Origin of the sequence: Pseudomonas sp. CAU 1711 (assembly GCF_039888625.1) — a bacterium.
GTDB lineage: Bacteria > Pseudomonadota > Gammaproteobacteria > Pseudomonadales > Pseudomonadaceae > Aquipseudomonas.
Genome location: NZ_JBDQQT010000001.1, coordinates 146,247 through 164,310, shown reverse-complemented (window position 1 = coordinate 164,310; position 18,064 = coordinate 146,247). Strand labels below are relative to the sequence as shown.

The window sequence follows — 18,064 nt, the reverse complement described above, 5'->3', positions numbered from 1 at the left end:
AAGTCATTTAGCGTGCCCGGACACTCTACGCCGGTCGCGCCAGCGCCGAGCCGGCCCCGTTCCGAGGACCGCGCCATGCCCCGTTTCCCCGACCAGAAGCTCTACATCGGCGGCCGCTATGTCGATGCCAGCAGCGCCGCGTATTTCGACACCATCAACCCGGCCAATGGCGAGGTGCTGGCCCGCGTGCAGCGAGCCGGCCAGGCAGATGTCGAGCGAGCCGTGGCCTGCGCCATCGAGGGGCAGAAGCAGTGGGCGGCAATGACCGCCATGCAGCGCTCGCGCATCCTGCGCCGCGCCGTGGACATACTGCGCGCGCGCAACGACGAACTGGCCGAGCTGGAGACCCTGGACACCGGCAAGCCGCTGAGCGAGACCCGGGCAGTGGACATAGTCACCGGCGCCGACGTGCTCGAATACTACGCCGGGCTGATTCCGGCCATCGAAGGCGAGCAGATCCCCCTGCGCGAGAGCAGCTTCGTCTACACCCGCCGCGAGCCGCTGGGCGTGGTCGCCGGCATCGGCGCCTGGAACTACCCGATCCAGATCGCCCTGTGGAAGTCCGCCCCGGCGCTGGCCGCCGGCAACGCGATGATCTTCAAGCCCAGCGAGGTCACCCCGCTGAGCGTCCTCAAGCTGGCCGAGATCTACACCGAGGCCGGCCTGCCCGACGGCGTGTTCAGCGTGCTCACCGGCAGCGGTCGCGAAGTCGGCCAGTGGCTGACCGAGCACCCACTGATCGAGAAGATTTCCTTCACCGGCGGCACCGCCACCGGCAAGAAGGTGATGGCCAGCGCCTCCAGTTCCTCGCTCAAGGAAGTCACCATGGAGCTGGGCGGCAAATCGCCGCTGATCGTCTGCGCCGACGCCGACCTCGAGCGCGCCGCCGACATCGCGGTGATGGCCAACTTCTTCAGCTCCGGCCAGGTCTGCACCAACGGCACCCGGGTGTTCGTGCCGCGCGTGCTGCAGGCGGACTTCGAGGCCCTGGTGCTGGAGCGGGTCAAACGCATCCGCCTCGGCGACCCGCAGGATGAGCGCACCAACTTCGGCCCGCTGACCAGCTTCGCCCATATGGACAGCGTGCTCGGCTATATCGACAAGGGCCGCGAGGAAGGCGCGCGCCTGCTGATCGGCGGCACCCGCGTCAGCGAGGGCGAGTTCGCCAAGGGCGCCTATGTGGCCCCCACCGTGTTCAGCGACTGCACGGACGCCATGACCATAGTGCGCGAGGAGATCTTCGGCCCGGTGATGAGCATCCTCGCCTACGACGACGAAGAGGAAGCGATCCGCCGCGCCAACGCCAGCGACTACGGCCTGGCCGCCGGCGTGGTGACCCGCGACCTGGCCCGCGCGCACCGCATGATCCACCGCCTGGAGGCCGGCATCTGCTGGATCAACACCTGGGGCGAGTCGCCGGCGGAAATGCCGGTGGGCGGCTACAAGCAGTCCGGGGTCGGCCGCGAGAACGGCCTGACCACCCTGGCCCACTACACCCGGATCAAGTCGGTGCAGGTCGAACTGGGCGACTACTTCTCGGTTTTCTGACGAAAACAGCCACAAGCCGCAAGCTACAAGCCGCAAGAAAAGCCGGCGGCACACCGCCACTTGCAGCTTGAAGCTTGCCGCTCTCACCGAAGGTGCTGCCCCATGGAATACGACTACATCATCATCGGCGCCGGCTCGGCCGGTAACGTGCTGGCCACCCGCCTGAGCGAGGACGCCGAGGTCAGCGTGCTGCTGCTGGAAGCCGGCGGTCCCGACTACCGCCTGGACTTCCGCACCCAGATGCCCGCCGCCCTCGCCTACCCGCTGCAGGGTAAGCGCTACAACTGGGCCTACGAGACCGACCCCGAGCCGCACATGAACAACCGGCGCATGGAGTGCGGGCGCGGCAAGGGCCTGGGCGGCTCCTCGCTGATCAACGGCATGTGCTACATCCGCGGCAACGCCCTGGACTTCGACAACTGGGCCAAGCAGCCGGGCCTTGAAGACTGGAGCTATCTGGACTGCCTGCCGTATTTCCGCAAGGCGGAAAGCCGCGACATCGGCGCCAACGACTACCACGGCGGCGACGGCCCGGTCTGCGTGACCACGCCCAAGGCCGGCAACAACCCGCTGTTCCAGGCCATGATCGCGGCCGGCGTGCAGGCCGGCTACCCGGCCACCGACGACCTCAACGGCTACCAGCAGGAAGGCTTCGGCCCCATGGACCGCACCGTCACGCCCCGGGGGCGGCGCTCCAGCACGGCGCGCGGCTATCTGGATCAGGCCAGGGGCCGGACCAATCTGAGCATCGTCACCCACGCCCTGACCGACCGCATCCTGTTCGACGGCAAGCGCGCCAGCGGCGTCGCCTACCTGCATGGCAGCAGCGACGAGCCGGTGGTCGTCCGCGCCCGCCGTGAGGTGCTGCTGTGCGGCGGCGCCATCGCCTCGCCGCAGATACTGCAGCGCTCGGGCGTCGGCCCCGCCGCGCTGATGCGCGAGCTGGACATCCCGCTGGTGCACAACCTGCCGGGCGTCGGCGCCAACCTGCAGGACCACTTGGAGCTGTACCTGCAGTACGCCTGCAAGCAGCCGGTGTCGCTTTACCCGGCGCTGCAGTGGTGGAACCAGCCGGCCATCGGCGCCGAGTGGCTGTTCCTCGGCAGCGGCCTGGGCGCCAGCAACCAGTTCGAGGCCGGCGGCTTTATCCGCACCCGGGAAGAGTTTGCCTGGCCGAATATCCAGTATCACTTCCTGCCGGTGGCGATCAACTACAACGGCAGCAACGCGGTGAAGGAGCACGGCTTCCAGGCGCACATGGGCTCCATGCGCTCGCCCAGCCGCGGGCGCGTGCGCCTGAAGTCGCGCGACCCGCGCCAGCACCCGAGCATCCTGTTCAACTACATGGCCCACGAGCAGGACTGGCAGGAGTTCCGCGACGGCATCCGCATCACCCGCGAGATCATGGCGCAGCCGGCGCTGGACGCCTTCCGCGGCCGCGAGCTGAGCCCCGGCGCCCATCTGCAGAGCGACGCCGAGCTGGACGAGTTCATCCGCAACCACGCCGAGACCGCGTTCCACCCCTCCTGCTCGTGCAAGATGGGCAGCGACGAGATGGCCGTGGTCGACGGCCAGGGCCGCGTGCACGGCCTGCAGGGCCTGCGCGTGGTGGATGCGTCGATCATGCCGGAGATCATCACCGGCAACCTCAACGCCACCACCATCATGCTCGCCGAGAAGATCGCCGACCGCATCCGCGGCCGCCAGCCGCTGCCGCGCAGCACGGCGGCCTATTACGTGGCCGGCGCGCGCCCGGTGCGCGGCGCCGGACTCAGCCCGGTGCCGGTAACGGCATCACCGTGACGCGCACCTCCGGCTCGTGCTCGCCGCCGCCGAGGATCACCCCGCGCAGCGGCGACACGTCGGAGAAGTCGCGGCCCCAGCCGAGGGTGATGTGCTCCAGGTTGGGCCGCAGGTTGTTGGTCGGGTCGAAGTCCACCCAGCCCCGCTGCGGGCAGTACAGCGAGACCCAGGCGTGCGAGGCGTCGGCGCCGATCAGCCGCGGCTGGCCGGGCGGCGGCCGGGTCAGCAGGTAGCCGCTGACATAGCGCGCCGACAGGCCCAGCGAGCGCAGGCAGGCGAGCATCAGGTGGGCGAAGTCCTGGCACACGCCGCGGCGCTCCTCCAGCACCTGGATCAGCGGGGTCGCCAACTGGGTGGCGCCGGCAGCGAAGGTGAACTCGGCGAAGATCTTCCGCATCAGCGCATCGGCCGCCTGCAGCAGCGGCCGGCCCGGAGTGAAGCAGTCGGCGGCGAACTCGGCGAAGCGGCGCTTGAGGTGCACGTAGGGCGACTGGTAGCGGTAGCGCGCGGCCTCCAGCAGCTCGGCGGACAGCGGCTGGCCGCCGTAGCCCAGCGCCGCCACCACCGCCTCCCAGGCCGGCGAGTCGGCCAGCTCGAAGGCGTCGCGGGCCAGCACCTCGACGCGCAGGCTGGCGATCACCCGCAACTGCTCATGCGGACGCTCGAAGGCCAGGCGGGTCAGCGGATTGCCGAAGGCGTCCAGGCCATCGTGGCGCCGGCAGGGCTGCGGAGTGACGCTGAGGTGGCGCTCCAGGCAGCGCTGCCAAGCGCAGTCGCGCGGCCATAGGTGGGCCTGCTGCTGGGCCAGTGACACCGGCTCGCTGTAGCGGTAGTGGGTGTCGTGGAGCACCTGGTAGTGGGCACTGCGGCTCATGGCGATTGCGTCCCGCGGCTGGCGTCGACATGCACGAAGAAGCGCAGGGCCAGGCGGTCGGAGACCTCGCCGGCGGCGGCGGACACCTGCTCCAGCAGCTCGGCCAGGCCGCCCAGCACGGCGCGCACGCCGGCGGGGCCGAACAGGTCGCCTTCGAGATTCTCCAGGCGCAGGCTGGCCAGGCGCTGCTCCAGCTCATCGAGGCGCTGATCGGCGACCAGGTCGTAGGCATCGCCGAGACGCTCCAGCGAACGCTGCAGCTGGCGCAGCTGGAAGATCACCGCATGGGGGTTCTGCTCGTCGAGCAGCAGCAGGTCGAGCACCGGGATCGGCTGGGCGCTGGCCAGGTAGCGGGTGCGGTAGGTGACGCTGCTGTTGCCCAGCTCCAGCAGCCACTCCAGGGCCGACTGGTCCTGCGCCGCGCGACCACGCAGGAAGCCGGCCAGGCTGTCGCAGAGGAACTGCAGGCGCTCGATGCAGCGGCCGGTGATCAGGAATCGCCAGCCGTCGTCGCGGGTCATGTCGTCCAGGGCGAAGCCGGACAGCGCCGCCAGCGACATCAGCAGGCGGTTGAGAAAATCCAGCAGCTCGCCGCAGTCGGCCTCCCGGCCATCCAGCTCCTGGGCCTCGCGCTGCAGCTCCAGCAGGGCCTGCCAGTTGGCCTGGGACAGCTTGCCGCGCACGCTGCCGGCCGACCACTGCAGGCTCTGCAGGCAACCGCGCAGGCTGGCCGGCCGGTTGGCGCCGAGGGTAGCGTCGCACAGGCGCTGCTCCAGGCTGCCGTGGCCGGCGCCGGGCAGCAGGCCCAGGCTCTCCGCCAGGGTCAGCGCGGCCTGCAGGGCCAGCGGGTCGTCATCGTCGTCGACATAGCGGGCCAGCATGATGCGCAGCAGGCGCGCGCCGTTCTCGCAGCGCTCGGCATAGCGGCCGAACCAGAACAGGTTCTCCACCACCCGCGACGGCAGGTAGGGGTCGCTGCGCACCAGATCGGCCACGCCCAGCGGGCGCAGCCATTGCCAGGGCTCGCCACCGGGATGGCGCTCGCCGAGCACCCAGGTGTCCTTGCTCGCCCCGCCGCGCTGCATCGACAGCACTTCGGCGCCGGCATCGGCGGCCACCCGGGTCAGGCCGCCGGGCAGCACGCGGTAGCCGTCGGCACTGGCCACGGCGAACACGCGCATGCCGATGGCGCGTGGCGCCAGGCCGCCGGATGCGCCCTGCCACACCGGCGCCTGCGACAGCTGGGCGCGGGCCTGGGCGACATAGGCATAGGGCCGCGCGCGAATGCGCTCGGCCAGCGCGGCGCGGGCGGCCGGGTCGAGATCGCGACCACACAGCGGCACGAAGCTCTGCGAGGGAAAGGCCGGGCGCACCAGCAGTTCATCGAGCCGCTCCAGCGCCTCGTCCAGCACCGGCGGCTCGCCGCACCACCAGCTGGCGATGGACGGCAGCAGCAGCTCCTCGCCTAGCAGCTTCTCGGCGATGCCGGGCAGGAAGCCCGGCAGCCCCGGCGACTCCAGCACGCCGCTGCCCAGCGCATTGGCCACCAGCACATTGCCCTGGCGCACGGCATCGAGCAGGCCGGGCACGCCGAGAGCCGAGTCGCTGCGCAGCTCCAGCGGGTCGCAATAGTCGTCGTCCAGGCGGCGCAGCAGCGCATGCACGCGGCGCAGGCCGGCCAGGGTCTTGAGGTAGAGCTTGGCGTCGCGCACGGTCAGGTCGCTGCCCTCGACCAGCGGGTAGCCGAGCTGGCGCGCCAGGTACAGGTGCTCGAAATAGCTCTCGTTGAAGCGCCCGGGGGTGAGCAGCACCACCAGCGGCGTCTCGCCGTCGGCCGGCGCCTGGCGCGCCAGGGTGTCCTGCAGGGTGCGGAAGAAGCCGGCCAGGTACTGCACGCTCAGGTCGCGGTACAGCTCGGGAAAGGCGCGCGAGAGGATCTGCCGGTTCTCCAGTGCGTAACCGGCGCCGGAGGGCGCCTGGGTACGGTCGGCGGTGACCCACCAGCGGCCGTCCGGGGCGCGGGCCAGGTCCACCGCATACAGGTGCAGGAAGGTGCCGCCCGGCGGCTGGATGCCCTGGCACGGCCAGAGAAAGTTGTCGTGGCCGAAGATCAGCTCGGCCGGCAGCAGGCCTTCGGCCAGCAGCTGCTGCGGGCCGTACAGGTCGGCCAGCACGGCATTCAGCAGGCCGGCGCGCTGGGCCACGCCGGCAGCGATCTGCTGCCATTCCTCAGCGGGAATCAGGTTGGGCAGCAAGTCCAGCTCCCAGGGGCGGTCGGCGCCATCCGGGTCGGCGTAGGCGTTGTAGGTCACGCCGTTTTCCTGGATCTGCCGCTCCAGCAGGGCCTGGCGCTGCTGCAGCAGCGCCGGACTGCTGCGCTGCAGGTGCTCGAACAGGCGCCGCCAGTGCGGGCGCACCTGGCCCTGGGCATCGAGCAGTTCGTGGTAGGCCGCAGCGGGACGCGGGTAGTCGGCAAGCAGGTTGGGCATGGCAGGCTCTATGGGGCGCAGCACTCCCCTCGCCCATTTATGGGAGAGGGGCCGGGGGAGAGGGTATCAGTCTGCCCCTCTCCCCGACCCTCTCCCGCAAGCGGGAGAGGGAGCTAGACGCGGCGCAGATCCAGGGTCATGGGCAGTTCATTATTGTTGACCGCGGCCGTCACCGACAGCTCGCCCGGGCTGTGGCCATGGCGGAAGAAGCGCGCCAGGCGCCGGCTCTCGGCGGCATAGGCATTGACCGGCAGGGCCTCGAAGTTGCGCCCGCCGGGGTGGGCCACATGGTACTGGCAGCCGCCGAGCGAGCGCTGCATCCAGGTATCGACCAGATCGAACACCAAGGGTACATGCACGCCGATGGTCGGTTGCAGGCAACTGGCCGGCTGCCAGGCGCGATAACGCACGCCACCGACAAACTCGCCAACGATGCCCGTCGGGCGCAGCGGTACCGGCACGCCGTTGCAGGTCAGCAGGTAACGATCCGGCGCCAGGCCGGCGAGCCTGACCTGCACCCGCTCCAGCGACGAGTCGACATAACGCACGGTGCCGCCGATGGCGCCCTCCTCGCCCAGTACGTGCCAGGGCTCCAGGGCCTGACGCAGTTCCAGGTCGATGCCCTTGACCGCGTAATCACCGAGTTTGGGGAAACGGAACTCCAGGTGCGGGGCGAACCACTCGGCGCGCAGCGGGTAGCCGGCGGCGTCGAGCTCCTGGATGACGTCGGCAAAATCCTGCTCGACGAAATGCGGCAGCAGGAAACGATCGTGCAGTTCGGTACCCCAGCGCGCCAGCCTGGCCGGGCGATAGGGCTCGTGCCAGAAGCGCGCCACCAGTGCACGCAGCAGCAGTTGCTGGACCAGGCTCATGCGCGCATGCGGCGGCATCTCGAAGGCACGCAGTTCCAGCAGGCCGAGGCGGCCGCTGCTGGAGTCCGGCGAGTACAGCTTGTCGATGCAGAACTCGGCGCGGTGGGTGTTGCCGCTGACGTCCACCAGCAGGTTGCGCAGCAGGCGGTCGACCAGCCAGGGCGGGCATTCGCGGCCCGGCTCGGGCATCTGCGCGAAGGCGATCTCCAGTTCGTACAGCGCGTCGTTGCGCGCCTCGTCCACTCTGGGTGCCTGTGACGTGGGGCCGATAAACAAGCCGCTGAACAGGTACGAGAGCGACGGGTGGTTGTGCCAGTAGCCGATCAGGCTGCGCAGCAGATCGGGCCGGCGCAGAAAGGGCGATTCTGCGGGAGTCGCTCCGCCGAGGACGAAGTGATTGCCGCCGCCGGTACCGATGTGGCGGCCGTCGAGCATAAATTTCTCGCTGGACAGACGACACTCGCGCGCGGCCGCGTAGAGGAACTCGGTGCGCTCGACCAGCTCGTCCCAGTTCTTCGCCGGATGGATATTCACCTCGATCACGCCCGGGTCCGGGGTGACGCGGAACTGGGTCAGGCGCGGGTCCTGCGGCGGCTCGTAGCCTTCCAGCAGCACCGGGCAACGCAGCTCGCGGGCGGTGGCCTCAATGGCGGAGACCAGCTCCAGGTAGTCGTCCAGGCGCTGCAGCGGCGGCATGAAGATATACAGGCAGCCGTCGCGCGGCTCGGCGCACAGCGCCGTGCGCACGACGCCGGCGGCCGACTCGAACAAATCCGGCGCCTGCGGCCCCTCGCCCTCGGCCGCGGCCTTGCCATGACTCGACGGATGCAGCGGCTTGCGCAGCTGCTGCTGGATGCTCTGCCGGCTGGGCAAGGGCTGGAACGGCTGGTGCGGGTCCTGCGGCGAGACGTAGGGGTAATCCAGCTCGCCGACCCAGGGCTGCGAGTCCAGCGGCAGGCGATAGCCCAGCGGCGAGTCGCCGGGAATCAGCCGGCAGTGCTCGTCGCGCAGGAACCAGGGGCCGGTCAGCCACTCGCTGGCGTCGGCGCTGCGCATCAGCGGCAGCACCTGGCCGACCACCTCGCCCAGGCCACGGCAGAACACCTTGCGCAGGCGCTCGCGCTCCAGCGGGTCGGCCAGGCGCGGATCGTCCGGGGTGACGTTGCCGGGCAGGCGCCGTTCGCGCCACAGGTAGTAGAGCCAGTCCTCGTAGGCCGGGAACACGTGCTCGGCATCCAGGCCCAGGTGCCCGGTCAGGCTGCTGAGGAAGCGCCCGGCCAGGCGCGCATCGGCGCCGTAGTAGCGGCTTTCGTCGGCGTACAGCGCCGGGTCCTGCCAGATCGGCTCGCCGTCCTTGCGCCAGAAGCAGTTCAGCGACCAGCGCGGCAGCTGCTCGCCGGGATACCACTTGCCCTGGCCGAAGTGCACCAGCGCCTGCGGCGCATAGTGCTCGCGCAGGCGCTGGAACAGCTCGCTGGCCAGGCGGCGCTTGTTCGGCCCCAGGGCCTCGGTGTTCCACTCGGGGTCGTCCGGATAATCGAGGGCGACGAAGGTCGGCTCGCCGCCCATGGTCAGGCGCACGTCGCCATAGGCCAGCTCGGCATCGACCTGGTGGCCGAGGCTGAGAATCTCCCGCCACTGCTCGTCGCTGTAGGGTTTGCTGACCCGCGGCGCCTCCCAGATGCGCTCGACGCGCATCTCGTGCTCGAACTCGCATTCGCACTCGTCGAGCACGCCGCTGATCGGCGCCGCCGAGGACGGCTCCGGGCTGCAGGCCAGGGGAATGTGGCCCTCGCCGGCGAACAGGCCGCTGGTGGGGTCGAGACCGATCCAGCCGGCGCCGGGAAGGTACACCTCGCACCAGGCGTGCAGGTCGGTGAAGTCCACCTCGGTGCCGCTCGGGCCGTCGAGGGACTTCTGGTCGGCGCTGAGCTGGATCAGGTAGCCGGAGACGAAACGCGCCGCCAGCCCCAGGTGGCGCAGCAACTGCACCAGCAGCCAAGCCGAGTCACGGCAGGAACCGGACCCCAGGCCCAGGGTTTCCTCGGGGCTCTGCACGCCCGGCTCCAGGCGGATCAGGTAACGCACATCACCGGCCACCCGCTGGTTCAGCGCCACCAGGAAGTCGACGCTGGGCGCCGAGCTGCGGTCGATGCCGGCCAGGTAGTCGCTGAACAGCGGGCCGCCCTTGAGGTTGGCCAGGTAGGGGCTCAGCTCGCGCTGTTCCTCCTTGCCGTAGGCGAAAGGGATCTTCTCGGCATGCGGTTCGAGGAAGAAGTCGAAGGGGTTGAACACCGCCATCTCGGCGACCAGGTCGACGCTGACCTTGAGCCGCTCGGTCTTGTCCGGAAACACCAGGCGCGCCAGGTAGTTGCCCTGCGGATCCTGTTGCCAGTTGACGAAGTGCTCGCCCGGCTCGACCTGCAGCGCATAGGAGAGGATGCGCGTGCGGCTGTGCGGTGCCGGACGCAGGCGAACCACCTGCGGGCCGAGGTTGATCGGGCGGTCGTAGCGATAGTGCGTGACGTGCTGCAGTGCGACATGGATCGACACGGCGTGCCTCCTGCGAGCCAGGGCGATACCCGGACCGCGCAAGAGTTATGCCAGTGGATTTTTCAGGCTTTGCGCGTCTGCTGCGAGCCTGCCGGCACCGGAATGGGGCGACGTCCGGGTCCGCGCCACAAGGGCGCACGGAAAAGGCGCCGCACTATTCCCCCCTCTCCCACTTGTGGGAGAGGGGCCGGGGGAGAGGGTATCGGCCGCCCCTCTCCCTACGCGGGCCGCCCCAACCCTCTCCCGTAAACGGGAGAGGGAGTAAAACAACCTCAGCGCGGCGCCACCGGGCGCTTGCCCGGCTTCTTGCCGGCACCCTTGCCGGCGCCGGATTTCTCCGCCTTGCGCCGCGCCTCGGCGGCGGCCTTGGCCTGCTCGCGCTTGTCCCAGGCCTTGCTGCCGTCGCTGCCGCGCGGCGGCAGGCCGGTGTGCTGGGTGAGGATGCGACCGACCGTCTTGCCCTTGTCGCCGCCACCGACCTTCTTGCTGCCGGCCGGGGTGGAGTTCTTCCGCCGCGCGCTCTGGTACTCGTCGGTCTGCGGCTGGTAGGTCGGGATCAGCTGGTGCTTGCCGTTGCCGATCAGATCACTGCGGCCCATGCGCTCCAGCGCCTCGCGCAGCATCGGCCAGCCCTTGGGGTCGTGGTAGCGCAGGAAGGCCTTGTGCAGGCGGCGCTGCTGCTCGCTCTTGACGATGGTCACGCCGTCCGACTTGTAGGTGACCTTGCGCAGCGGGTTCTTGCCCGAGTGGTACATGGCCGTGGCGGTGGCCATCGGCGAGGGGTAGAAGGCCTGCACCTGGTCGGCGCGGAAACCGTTGCGCTTGAGCCACAGGGCGAGGTTCATCATGTCCTCGTCGGTGGTGCCCGGGTGCGCGGCGATGAAGTACGGGATCAGGTACTGCTCCTTGCCCGCCTCCTTGGAGAACTTCTCGAACATCTGCTTGAAGCGGTCGTAGCTGCCGATCCCCGGCTTCATCATCTTGTCCAGCGGGCCGCGCTCGGTGTGTTCCGGGGCGATCTTCAGGTAGCCGCCGACATGGTGGGTGACCAGCTCCTTGACGTACTCCGGCGACTCCACGGCCAGGTCGTAGCGCAGGCCCGAGGCGATCAGGATCTTCTTCACCCCGGGCAGGGCGCGGGCCTTGCGGTACAGCTCGATCAACGAACTGTGGTCGGTATTTAGGTTCTCGCAGATGCCGGGGAACACGCACGACGGCTTGCGGCAGTGCTTCTCGATCTCCGGGTCCTTGCAGGCGATGCGGTACATATTGGCGGTGGGACCACCCAGATCTGAAACGACCCCGGTAAAGCCCGGCACCTTGTCGCGCATCTCCTCGATCTCGCGGATGATCGAGTCGTGCGAGCGGTTCTGGATGATGCGCCCCTCGTGCTCGGTGATCGAGCAGAAGGTGCAGCCGCCGAAGCAGCCACGCATGATGTTCACCGAGAAGCGGATCATCTCGTAGGCCGGGATCTTCTCCTTGCCGTAGGCCGGGTGCGGCACGCGCGCGTAGGGCATGCCGAACACATAGTCCATTTCCTCGGTGCTCATGGGGATGGGCGGTGGGTTGAACCAGACGTCCACCTCGCCGTGCTTCTGCACCAGGGCGCGGGCGTTGCCCGGGTTGGTCTCCAGGTGCAGCACGCGGTTGGCGTGGGCGTAGAGCACCGGGTCGTTGCGCACCTTCTCGAACGACGGCAGGCGGATCACCGTCTTGGCGCGGGTCATCTTCGGGCTGGGCAGCAGCTCGATGACCTTGGCCTCGTTGGGGTCCTCGATCGGCGCGCCCTTCTCCTGCTCGATGGCGCAGGCGGCAGTGTCCTGGGTGTTCACATAGGGGTTGATGATCTTGTCGACCCGGCCCGGGCGGTCGATGCGGGTCGAATCCACCTCGTACCAGCCCTCTGGCGTGTCGCGGCGGATAAACGCGGTGCCGCGCACATCGGTGATGTCCTCGACCTTCTCGCCGAAGGCCAGGCGCTGGGCGATCTCGACCACGGCGCGCTCGGCGTTGCCGTACAGCAGGATGTCGGCGGTGGCGTCCATCAGGATCGAGCGGCGCACCTTGTCCTGCCAGTAGTCGTAGTGGGCGATGCGGCGCAGCGAGGCCTCGATGCCGCCGAGAATCACCGGCACATGGCTGAAGGCCTCCTTGCAGCGCTGGCTGTAGACCAGGCTGGCGCGGTCCGGGCGCTTGCCGGCGACGCCGCCGGGGGTATAGGCGTCGTCGCTGCGGATCTTCTTGTCCGCGGTGTAACGGTTGATCATCGAGTCCATATTGCCGGCAGCCACGCCGAAAAACAGGTTCGGCTCGCCGAGCTTCATGAAGTCGTCTTTCGAGCGCCAGTCCGGCTGGGCGATGATGCCGACGCGAAAGCCCTGGGCTTCCAGCAGGCGACCGATGATGGCCATGCCGAAGGAGGGGTGATCCACATAGGCGTCGCCGGTGACGATGATGATGTCGCAGGAATCCCAGCCCAGCTGATCCATCTCTTCCCGGCTCATCGGCAGGAAAGGCGCCGGCCCGAAACACTCGGCCCAGTACTTCGGATAGTCGAACAACGGCTTGGCGGCTTGCATGTTTTTTGATCAACCGGGATTCACGGGGGCGCGGAATATAGCACAAAAAATATACAGATTCCGAGCCTGGCACGCGGATGAACCCGGGCGAGCCGTGCCATCATTTTGTGATCACAGTAGCACTTGTGGCTATACTCGCAGCCGCTTGCCAACGCTTACCCATTCCCATAACAAGGAGCGTGATCAGTGCGATGCCCGAGCATGCCGGCACTGCTGCTGGCACTGTGCCTGGCCCTGCTGGGCGGCCAGGCCATGGCCGCCCCGACCCTGTTGCTGCAGGGCGATAGCGGCCGTGAGCTGAACGGGCAGATCGAACTGCTGGAGGACGTCGGCGGCCGCCTGAGCATCGCCGATATGGCCGACCCCGGCGTGCAGCAACGCTTCCAGCCCTCCCAGGATCGTGCCAGCGTCGGGCAGAGCGCCAATCCCTGGTGGATCAAGCTGCAGCTGCAGCGCGCCGCCGACGCGCCGAGCCGCTGGTGGCTGGAGATCGGCGCGGTGACCCAGCTCGACCTGCAGCTCTACCTGCCCGACGGCAGGGGCGGCTGGCGCATGCGTCAGTCCGGCGAGCGGGTCGGCTTCGCCGAGGGGCGCGACCACGACTACCGGCGCATGATCCTGGAGCTGCCCGAACTGGGCACCACCCCGACCACCTTCTACCTGCGCAGCTTCGACCCGGCCGGCAACTCCTTTCCGCTGCGCGCCTGGCAGCTGGACGACCTGCAGCAGCAGGCCGGCGAGGAGAACCTGGCCCTGGGCCTGGTCTACGGCATCATCGCCGCCCTGCTGCTGTACAACCTGTTCATCTTCTTCAGCCTGCGCGACGCCGCCTACTTCTGGTACGTGCTGACCACCGCCGGCGCCCTGCTGATGATCGTCAGCATGAGCGGCCACGGCTTCCAGTACCTGTGGCCGGAAGGGCCGGTGCCTTTCTGGCTGGATCGCATCACCCTGCCCTCGCTCTGGGGCTTCTGCGCCTGCCGCTTCACCCAGACCCTGCTGCAGACCCGCCAGCATGTGCGCTGGGCGCACCATCTGCTGAGCCTGGCCTGCGCCTGCTACGTGATCGCCATCGCCCTGGATGCCTTCGGCCTGCGCGGCGGCGCGGCCTGGCTGATCGCCCTGCTGTCGCTGACCAGCATCCCGGCGGCGCTCGGCTCGGCCATGATCCGCTGGCGCCAGGGCTACTTCCCCGCCCTGCTCTACCTGTTCGGCTACGGCCTGATCCTCGGCAGCATCAGCCTGGCGCTGATGCGCGCCACCGGCCTGCTGCAGCCGGCCACCTGGAACGCCTACGTGTTCCCCCTGGCGGTGGCCGCCGAGTCCATCCTGTTCTCCTTCGCCCTGGCCTATCGCATTCAGATGCTCAAGCAGGAAAAAGCCCTGGCCGTGCTGCAGGCCGACCGCGAGAAGACTGCGCGCCTGGCGCAGATACAGGCCAGCGCGAACGAGCTGCAGGAGGCCGTGCGCCTGCGCACCGCCGAGCTGGCCCTGGCCAACCAGCAGTTGTGCGAGCGCGAGCAGCGCCTGCAGCACGCCGCCTTCCACGATCCGCTGACCGAGCTGCCCAACCGTCGCTATCTGATCGAACGCGCCGAAGTGGCACTGGCCGACGCCCAGCGGCGCAACGAGTCGGTGGCCCTGATGTTGGTCGATCTCGACCACTTCAAGCCGATCAACGACAAGTACGGCCACGATGCCGGCGACCTGCTGCTGCGCACCATCGGCCAGCGCCTGCGCGAGCATGTGCGGGCCAACGACATGGTGGCGCGCCTGGGCGGCGACGAGTTCGCCGTGCTGGTCTGCGGCCCGGAGGCGCGCCAGCACGCCCAGGAGATCGCCGCACGCCTGCTCGCCGAGCTGGCGCGGCCGGTGCTGTACGGCGCCAACCGCCTGGCGGTGACCATCAGCATCGGCGGCGCCCTCTATCCGCAGCATGCCTCGCAGTTCACCGGCCTGTACAAGGCGGCCGACGAGGCCATGTACCGGGCCAAGCAGAAGGGCCGTTCGGGCTTCGTGCTGCAGGGCTGCGACGGCGAGCTGAGCCAGCGCAGCTGCCTGATGCTGGACGTGCTGAAAGTCCCCAGCGGGCTGAGCTGAGCGCCTGGCGCTATCCCTGGGTATAGCGCCGTGGTACCCGCGCGGTGACCTTGGTCAGCAGCTCGTAGCCGATGGTGCCGGCGGCCTGGGCCACCTCGTCCACCGGCAGGCTGGCGCCCCACAGCTCCACCGCATCGCCCACCCTGGCCTCGGGCAGGTCGGTGAGATCCACCGTGAGCATATCCATCGACACTCGCCCGACCAGCGCCGCGCGCTGCCCGCCGACCAGCAGCGGCGTGCCGCTCGGCGCATGGCGCGGATAGCCGTCGGCGTAGCCGCAGCTCACCGTGCCGATGCGCGATGGCCGTTCGGCCACCCAGCTCGCGCCATAGCCGACGCTCTCCCCGGCCGCCACCTCGCGCACGGCGATCAGCTGGGCGGTGAGGCTCATGACCGGCCTGAGGCCCAGTTCGGCGGCGGACAGCTCGGCGAAAGGCGTGGCGCCGTAGAGCATGATGCCGGGGCGCAGCCAGTCCATATGCGCCGCCGGGATGGTCAGCAGCGCCGCCGAGTTGGCCAGGCTGCGCTGGTCGAAATCCAGATCGAGCAGATCGAGGAAGCACTCCAGCTGCGCCTCGGTCAGCGCATGGCCGCGTTCGTCGGCGCAGGCGAAGTGGCTCATCAGGTTCAGCTCGGCCACCTGGGCGGCGCCGCGCAGGCGCGGGTGCAGCGCGCGAACGGCATCGGCGGCCAGGCCCAGGCGGTGCATGCCGGAGTCGAGCTTGAGCCAGACATTCAGCGGCCGCGGCAGCCTGGCCGCCAGCAGCGCCTCGACCTGCTCGCAGCCCTGCAGCACCAGGTCCAGATTCAGCTGCGCCGCCATCGGCAGCTCCTCGGCGGCGAAGCAGCCCTCCAGCAGCAGGATGCGCGCCTCGCCATGCAGGGCGCGCACTTCGGCGGCCTCCTCCAGGCTGGCCACGGCGAAGCCGTCGGCCTCCTCGTGCAGGGCGCTGACCACCTCGCGCACGCCATGCCCGTAGGCATTCGCCTTGACCACGGCGAAGGCCTGGCGCCCCGGCGCGCAGCGCTTGGCCAGGCGGTAGTTGTGGACGATGGCGGCCAGATCGACGGTGGCGACTAGGGGGCGCATGAGGAACATCCGGAAACGAAAACGGGCGCCCATCTTAACCGCTGGGCGCCCGTTTTCATTGATCTGGAACCGCACCCCCTCTCCCTCCGGGAGAGGGGCGGGGTGAGGGCGTCCTAGGCGACTCGCCGCACACCTGCCCTGCAGAGATCAATCCTCCTCGAAGTTGTAGATACCCGGGGCGAGGTTGTCGAAGCGCGTGTACTTGCCGATGAAGGCCAGGCGGCAGGTACCGATCGGACCGTTACGCTGCTTGCCGATGATGATCTCGGCCACGCCCTTGTACTCGGTCTCCGGGTGATACACCTCGTCGCGATAGACGAACATGATGATGTCGGCGTCCTGCTCGATGGCCCCGGATTCACGCAGGTCGGAGTTGACCGGGCGCTTGTTGGGGCGCTGCTCGAGGGAGCGGTTGAGCTGCGACAGGGCGATCACCGGGCAGTTGAATTCCTTGGCCAGCGCCTTGAGCGAGCGCGAGATCTCGGAGATCTCGTTGGTGCGGTTGTCGCCGCTGGAGCCCGGGATGCGCATCAGCTGCAGGTAGTCGACCATGATCATGGCGATCTCGCCGTGCTCGCGGGCCAGGCGGCGGGCGCGGGCGCGCATCTCGGTCGGCGAGATACCGGCGGTATCGTCGATGAACAGCTTGCGCTCGTTGAGCAGGTTGACCGCCGAGGTCAGGCGCGGCCAGTCGTCGTCGTCCAGCTTGCCGGAGCGCACCTTGGTCTGGTCGATGCGGCCGAGCGAGGACAGCATACGCATCACGATCGAGTCGCTGGGCATCTCCAGGGAGAACACCAGCACCACCTTCTCGGTGCGCAGCACGGCGTTTTCCACCAGGTTCATGGCGAAGGTGGTCTTACCCATGGACGGACGGCCGGCGACGATCACCAGGTCGGCCGGCTGCAGGCCACTGGTCATGCTGTCCAGGTCGGTGAAGCCGGTCGAGATGCCGGTCAGGCCCTCGTTGGTGTTGAACAACTCGTCGATGCGGTCGATGGTCTTGACCAGGATCTCGTTGATCCCCACCGGACCGCCGGCCTTGGGCCGCGCCTCGGCGATCTGGAAGATCTGCCGCTCGGCCTCGTCGAGCACCTCCACCGCGCTCTTGCCCTGGGGCGCGTAAGCCATGTCGGCGATGTCGTTGCTGATGCCGATCAGCTGGCGCAGGGTGGCGCGCTCGCGAATGATCTGCGCATAGGCCTTGATGTTGGCCACCGACGGCGTGTTCTTGGCCAGCTCGCCCAGGTAGGCCAGGCCGCCGACCTGGCTCAGGTGGCCTTCCTTGTCCAGCTGCTCGGACAGGGTCACCACGTCGAACGGCGAGTTGCGCTCGGCCAGGGTGAAGATCGCGCGAAAGATCAGGCGATGGTCATGCCGATAGAAGTCGCCATCGGAGACCGCGTCGGAGACCCGCTCCCAGGCGTTGTTGTCGAGCATCAGGCCGCCCAGCACGGCCTGCTCGGCCTCGATGGAATGCGGCGGCACCTTGAGTGCGGCGGTTTCCAGGTCGTACTGCTGGGGGACGCTGATATCGTTCATGGCACCTGTGATTCCGGGAATTCAGGGGCTTTTACGGAGGCGGGCTCTGCAAAAGGCTCTCGCAAAAAACAACGGGCACGCATCGCGAAGCGATGAGTGCCCGATTGTCGGCAGGCCCGCACTCTCGTGCAAGGCCCGCGGGTCGCTCGCCTTAGGCGGCTACCACGATCACCTTGACGGTGGCTTCGACGTCGGTGTGCAGGTGCACAGCTACGTCGAACTCGCCGACCTGGCGGATGGTGCCGTTCGGCAGGCGCACTTCGGCCTTGCTCACTTCAACGCCGGAAGCGGTCAGGGCTTCGGCGATGTCGTGGGTGCCGATGGAACCGAACAGCTTGCCTTCGTCACCGGCCACGGCAGTGATGGTGACTTCCAGCTCAGCCAGTTGAGCGGCACGAGCTTCGGCCGAGGCCTTCTTGGCGGCAGCGGCGGCTTCCAGCTCGGCGCGACGAGCTTCGAACGCGGCAACGTTCTCGGCGGTAGCGGCGGTGGCCTTGCCCTGCGGCAGCAGGTAGTTACGACCGTAACCGGCCTTGACGTTCACCTTGTCGCCCAGGTTGCCCAGGTTGGCGATTTTTTCCAGCAGGATAACTTCCATTTGGGTCTTACCT

Annotated in this window: 10 protein-coding genes; 3 read left to right on the top strand and 7 right to left on the bottom strand. The window is 68.7% G+C overall.

The genetic code is table 11. The features are described from left to right. Positions 1-75 precede the first annotated feature (75 nt). Together betB and betA are read left to right on the top strand one after the other, a co-directional pair. Positions 76-1,548: a betaine-aldehyde dehydrogenase gene (gene betB, locus AAFN46_RS00695; protein ID WP_347806761.1), complete on the top strand. Its 1,473-nt coding sequence runs from the start codon at positions 76-78 to the stop codon at positions 1,546-1,548. A 102-nt stretch (positions 1,549-1,650) separates the two neighbouring features. Next, positions 1,651-3,351 carry a choline dehydrogenase gene (betA, locus tag AAFN46_RS00690; RefSeq protein ID WP_347806760.1) on the top strand — a complete coding sequence of 567 codons (1,701 nt, stop codon included), beginning with the start codon at positions 1,651-1,653 and terminating at the stop codon, positions 3,349-3,351. Here the strand turns inward: betA and AAFN46_RS00685 are convergent. The 4 genes from AAFN46_RS00685 to AAFN46_RS00670 all read right to left on the bottom strand — a co-directional run bounded on the left by AAFN46_RS00685 (position 3,320) and on the right by AAFN46_RS00670 (position 12,721). Then, positions 3,320-4,225 (bottom strand): transglutaminase family protein, encoded by a 906-nt coding sequence (locus AAFN46_RS00685; protein WP_347806759.1) that lies wholly within the window; start codon positions 4,223-4,225, stop codon positions 3,320-3,322. The genes betA and AAFN46_RS00685 overlap by 32 nt on opposite strands. Then, positions 4,222-6,714, bottom strand: coding sequence for a circularly permuted type 2 ATP-grasp protein (locus AAFN46_RS00680; protein WP_347806758.1), 2,493 nt, complete (start codon positions 6,712-6,714; stop codon positions 4,222-4,224). The genes AAFN46_RS00685 and AAFN46_RS00680 overlap by 4 nt, the downstream gene beginning before the upstream one ends. 113 nt (positions 6,715-6,827) lie before the next feature. Further along, positions 6,828-10,139 carry a transglutaminase family protein gene (locus AAFN46_RS00675; protein WP_347806757.1) on the bottom strand — a complete coding sequence of 1,104 codons (3,312 nt, stop codon included), beginning with the start codon at positions 10,137-10,139 and terminating at the stop codon, positions 6,828-6,830. Positions 10,140-10,411: 272 nt separating this feature from the next. Beyond that, on the bottom strand, positions 10,412-12,721 hold the full coding sequence (locus AAFN46_RS00670) for a YgiQ family radical SAM protein (RefSeq protein ID WP_347806756.1): 2,310 nt from the start codon (positions 12,719-12,721) through the stop codon (positions 10,412-10,414). A gap of 201 nt (positions 12,722-12,922) precedes the next feature. Between AAFN46_RS00670 and AAFN46_RS00665 the strand changes: the two genes are divergently transcribed. Beyond that, on the top strand, positions 12,923-14,821 hold the full coding sequence (locus tag AAFN46_RS00665) for a diguanylate cyclase (protein ID WP_347806755.1): 1,899 nt from the start codon (positions 12,923-12,925) through the stop codon (positions 14,819-14,821). A 10-nt stretch (positions 14,822-14,831) separates the two neighbouring features. Here AAFN46_RS00665 and alr read toward each other — a convergent pair whose 3' ends face one another. The 3 genes from alr to rplI form a co-directional block, all read right to left on the bottom strand. Then, entirely contained in the window at positions 14,832-15,911 is a 1,080-nt protein-coding gene (alr, locus tag AAFN46_RS00660; RefSeq protein ID WP_347806754.1) for an alanine racemase, read from the bottom strand. A gap of 147 nt (positions 15,912-16,058) precedes the next feature. Continuing rightward, the gene (dnaB, locus tag AAFN46_RS00655) at positions 16,059-17,453 is read right to left on the bottom strand and encodes a replicative DNA helicase (RefSeq protein WP_347806753.1); all 1,395 of its coding nucleotides are present in this window, start codon (positions 17,451-17,453) and stop codon (positions 16,059-16,061) included. A 151-nt stretch (positions 17,454-17,604) separates the two neighbouring features. After that, entirely contained in the window at positions 17,605-18,051 is a 447-nt protein-coding gene (gene rplI / locus AAFN46_RS00650) for a 50S ribosomal protein L9 (protein ID WP_347806752.1), read from the bottom strand. Between the last annotated feature and the right edge of the window lie 13 nt (positions 18,052-18,064).

What these genes read in the sequence shown, in the direction of transcription:
- betB (WP_347806761.1), top strand. Translation starts at nt 76, where the DNA reads ATGCCCCGTTTCCCCGACCAGAAGCTCTACATCGGCGGCCGCTATGTC.
- betA (WP_347806760.1), top strand. Translation starts at nt 1,651, where the DNA reads ATGGAATACGACTACATCATCATCGGCGCCGGCTCGGCCGGTAACGTG.
- AAFN46_RS00685 (WP_347806759.1), bottom strand. Translation starts at nt 4,225, where the DNA reads ATGAGCCGCAGTGCCCACTACCAGGTGCTCCACGACACCCACTACCGC.
- AAFN46_RS00680 (WP_347806758.1), bottom strand. Translation starts at nt 6,714, where the DNA reads ATGCCCAACCTGCTTGCCGACTACCCGCGTCCCGCTGCGGCCTACCAC.
- AAFN46_RS00670 (WP_347806756.1), bottom strand. Translation starts at nt 12,721, where the DNA reads ATGCAAGCCGCCAAGCCGTTGTTCGACTATCCGAAGTACTGGGCCGAG.
- AAFN46_RS00665 (WP_347806755.1), top strand. Translation starts at nt 12,923, where the DNA reads ATGCCGGCACTGCTGCTGGCACTGTGCCTGGCCCTGCTGGGCGGCCAG.
- alr (WP_347806754.1), bottom strand. Translation starts at nt 15,911, where the DNA reads ATGCGCCCCCTAGTCGCCACCGTCGATCTGGCCGCCATCGTCCACAAC.
- dnaB (WP_347806753.1), bottom strand. Translation starts at nt 17,453, where the DNA reads ATGAACGATATCAGCGTCCCCCAGCAGTACGACCTGGAAACCGCCGCA.
- rplI (WP_347806752.1), bottom strand. Translation starts at nt 18,051, where the DNA reads ATGGAAGTTATCCTGCTGGAAAAAATCGCCAACCTGGGCAACCTGGGC.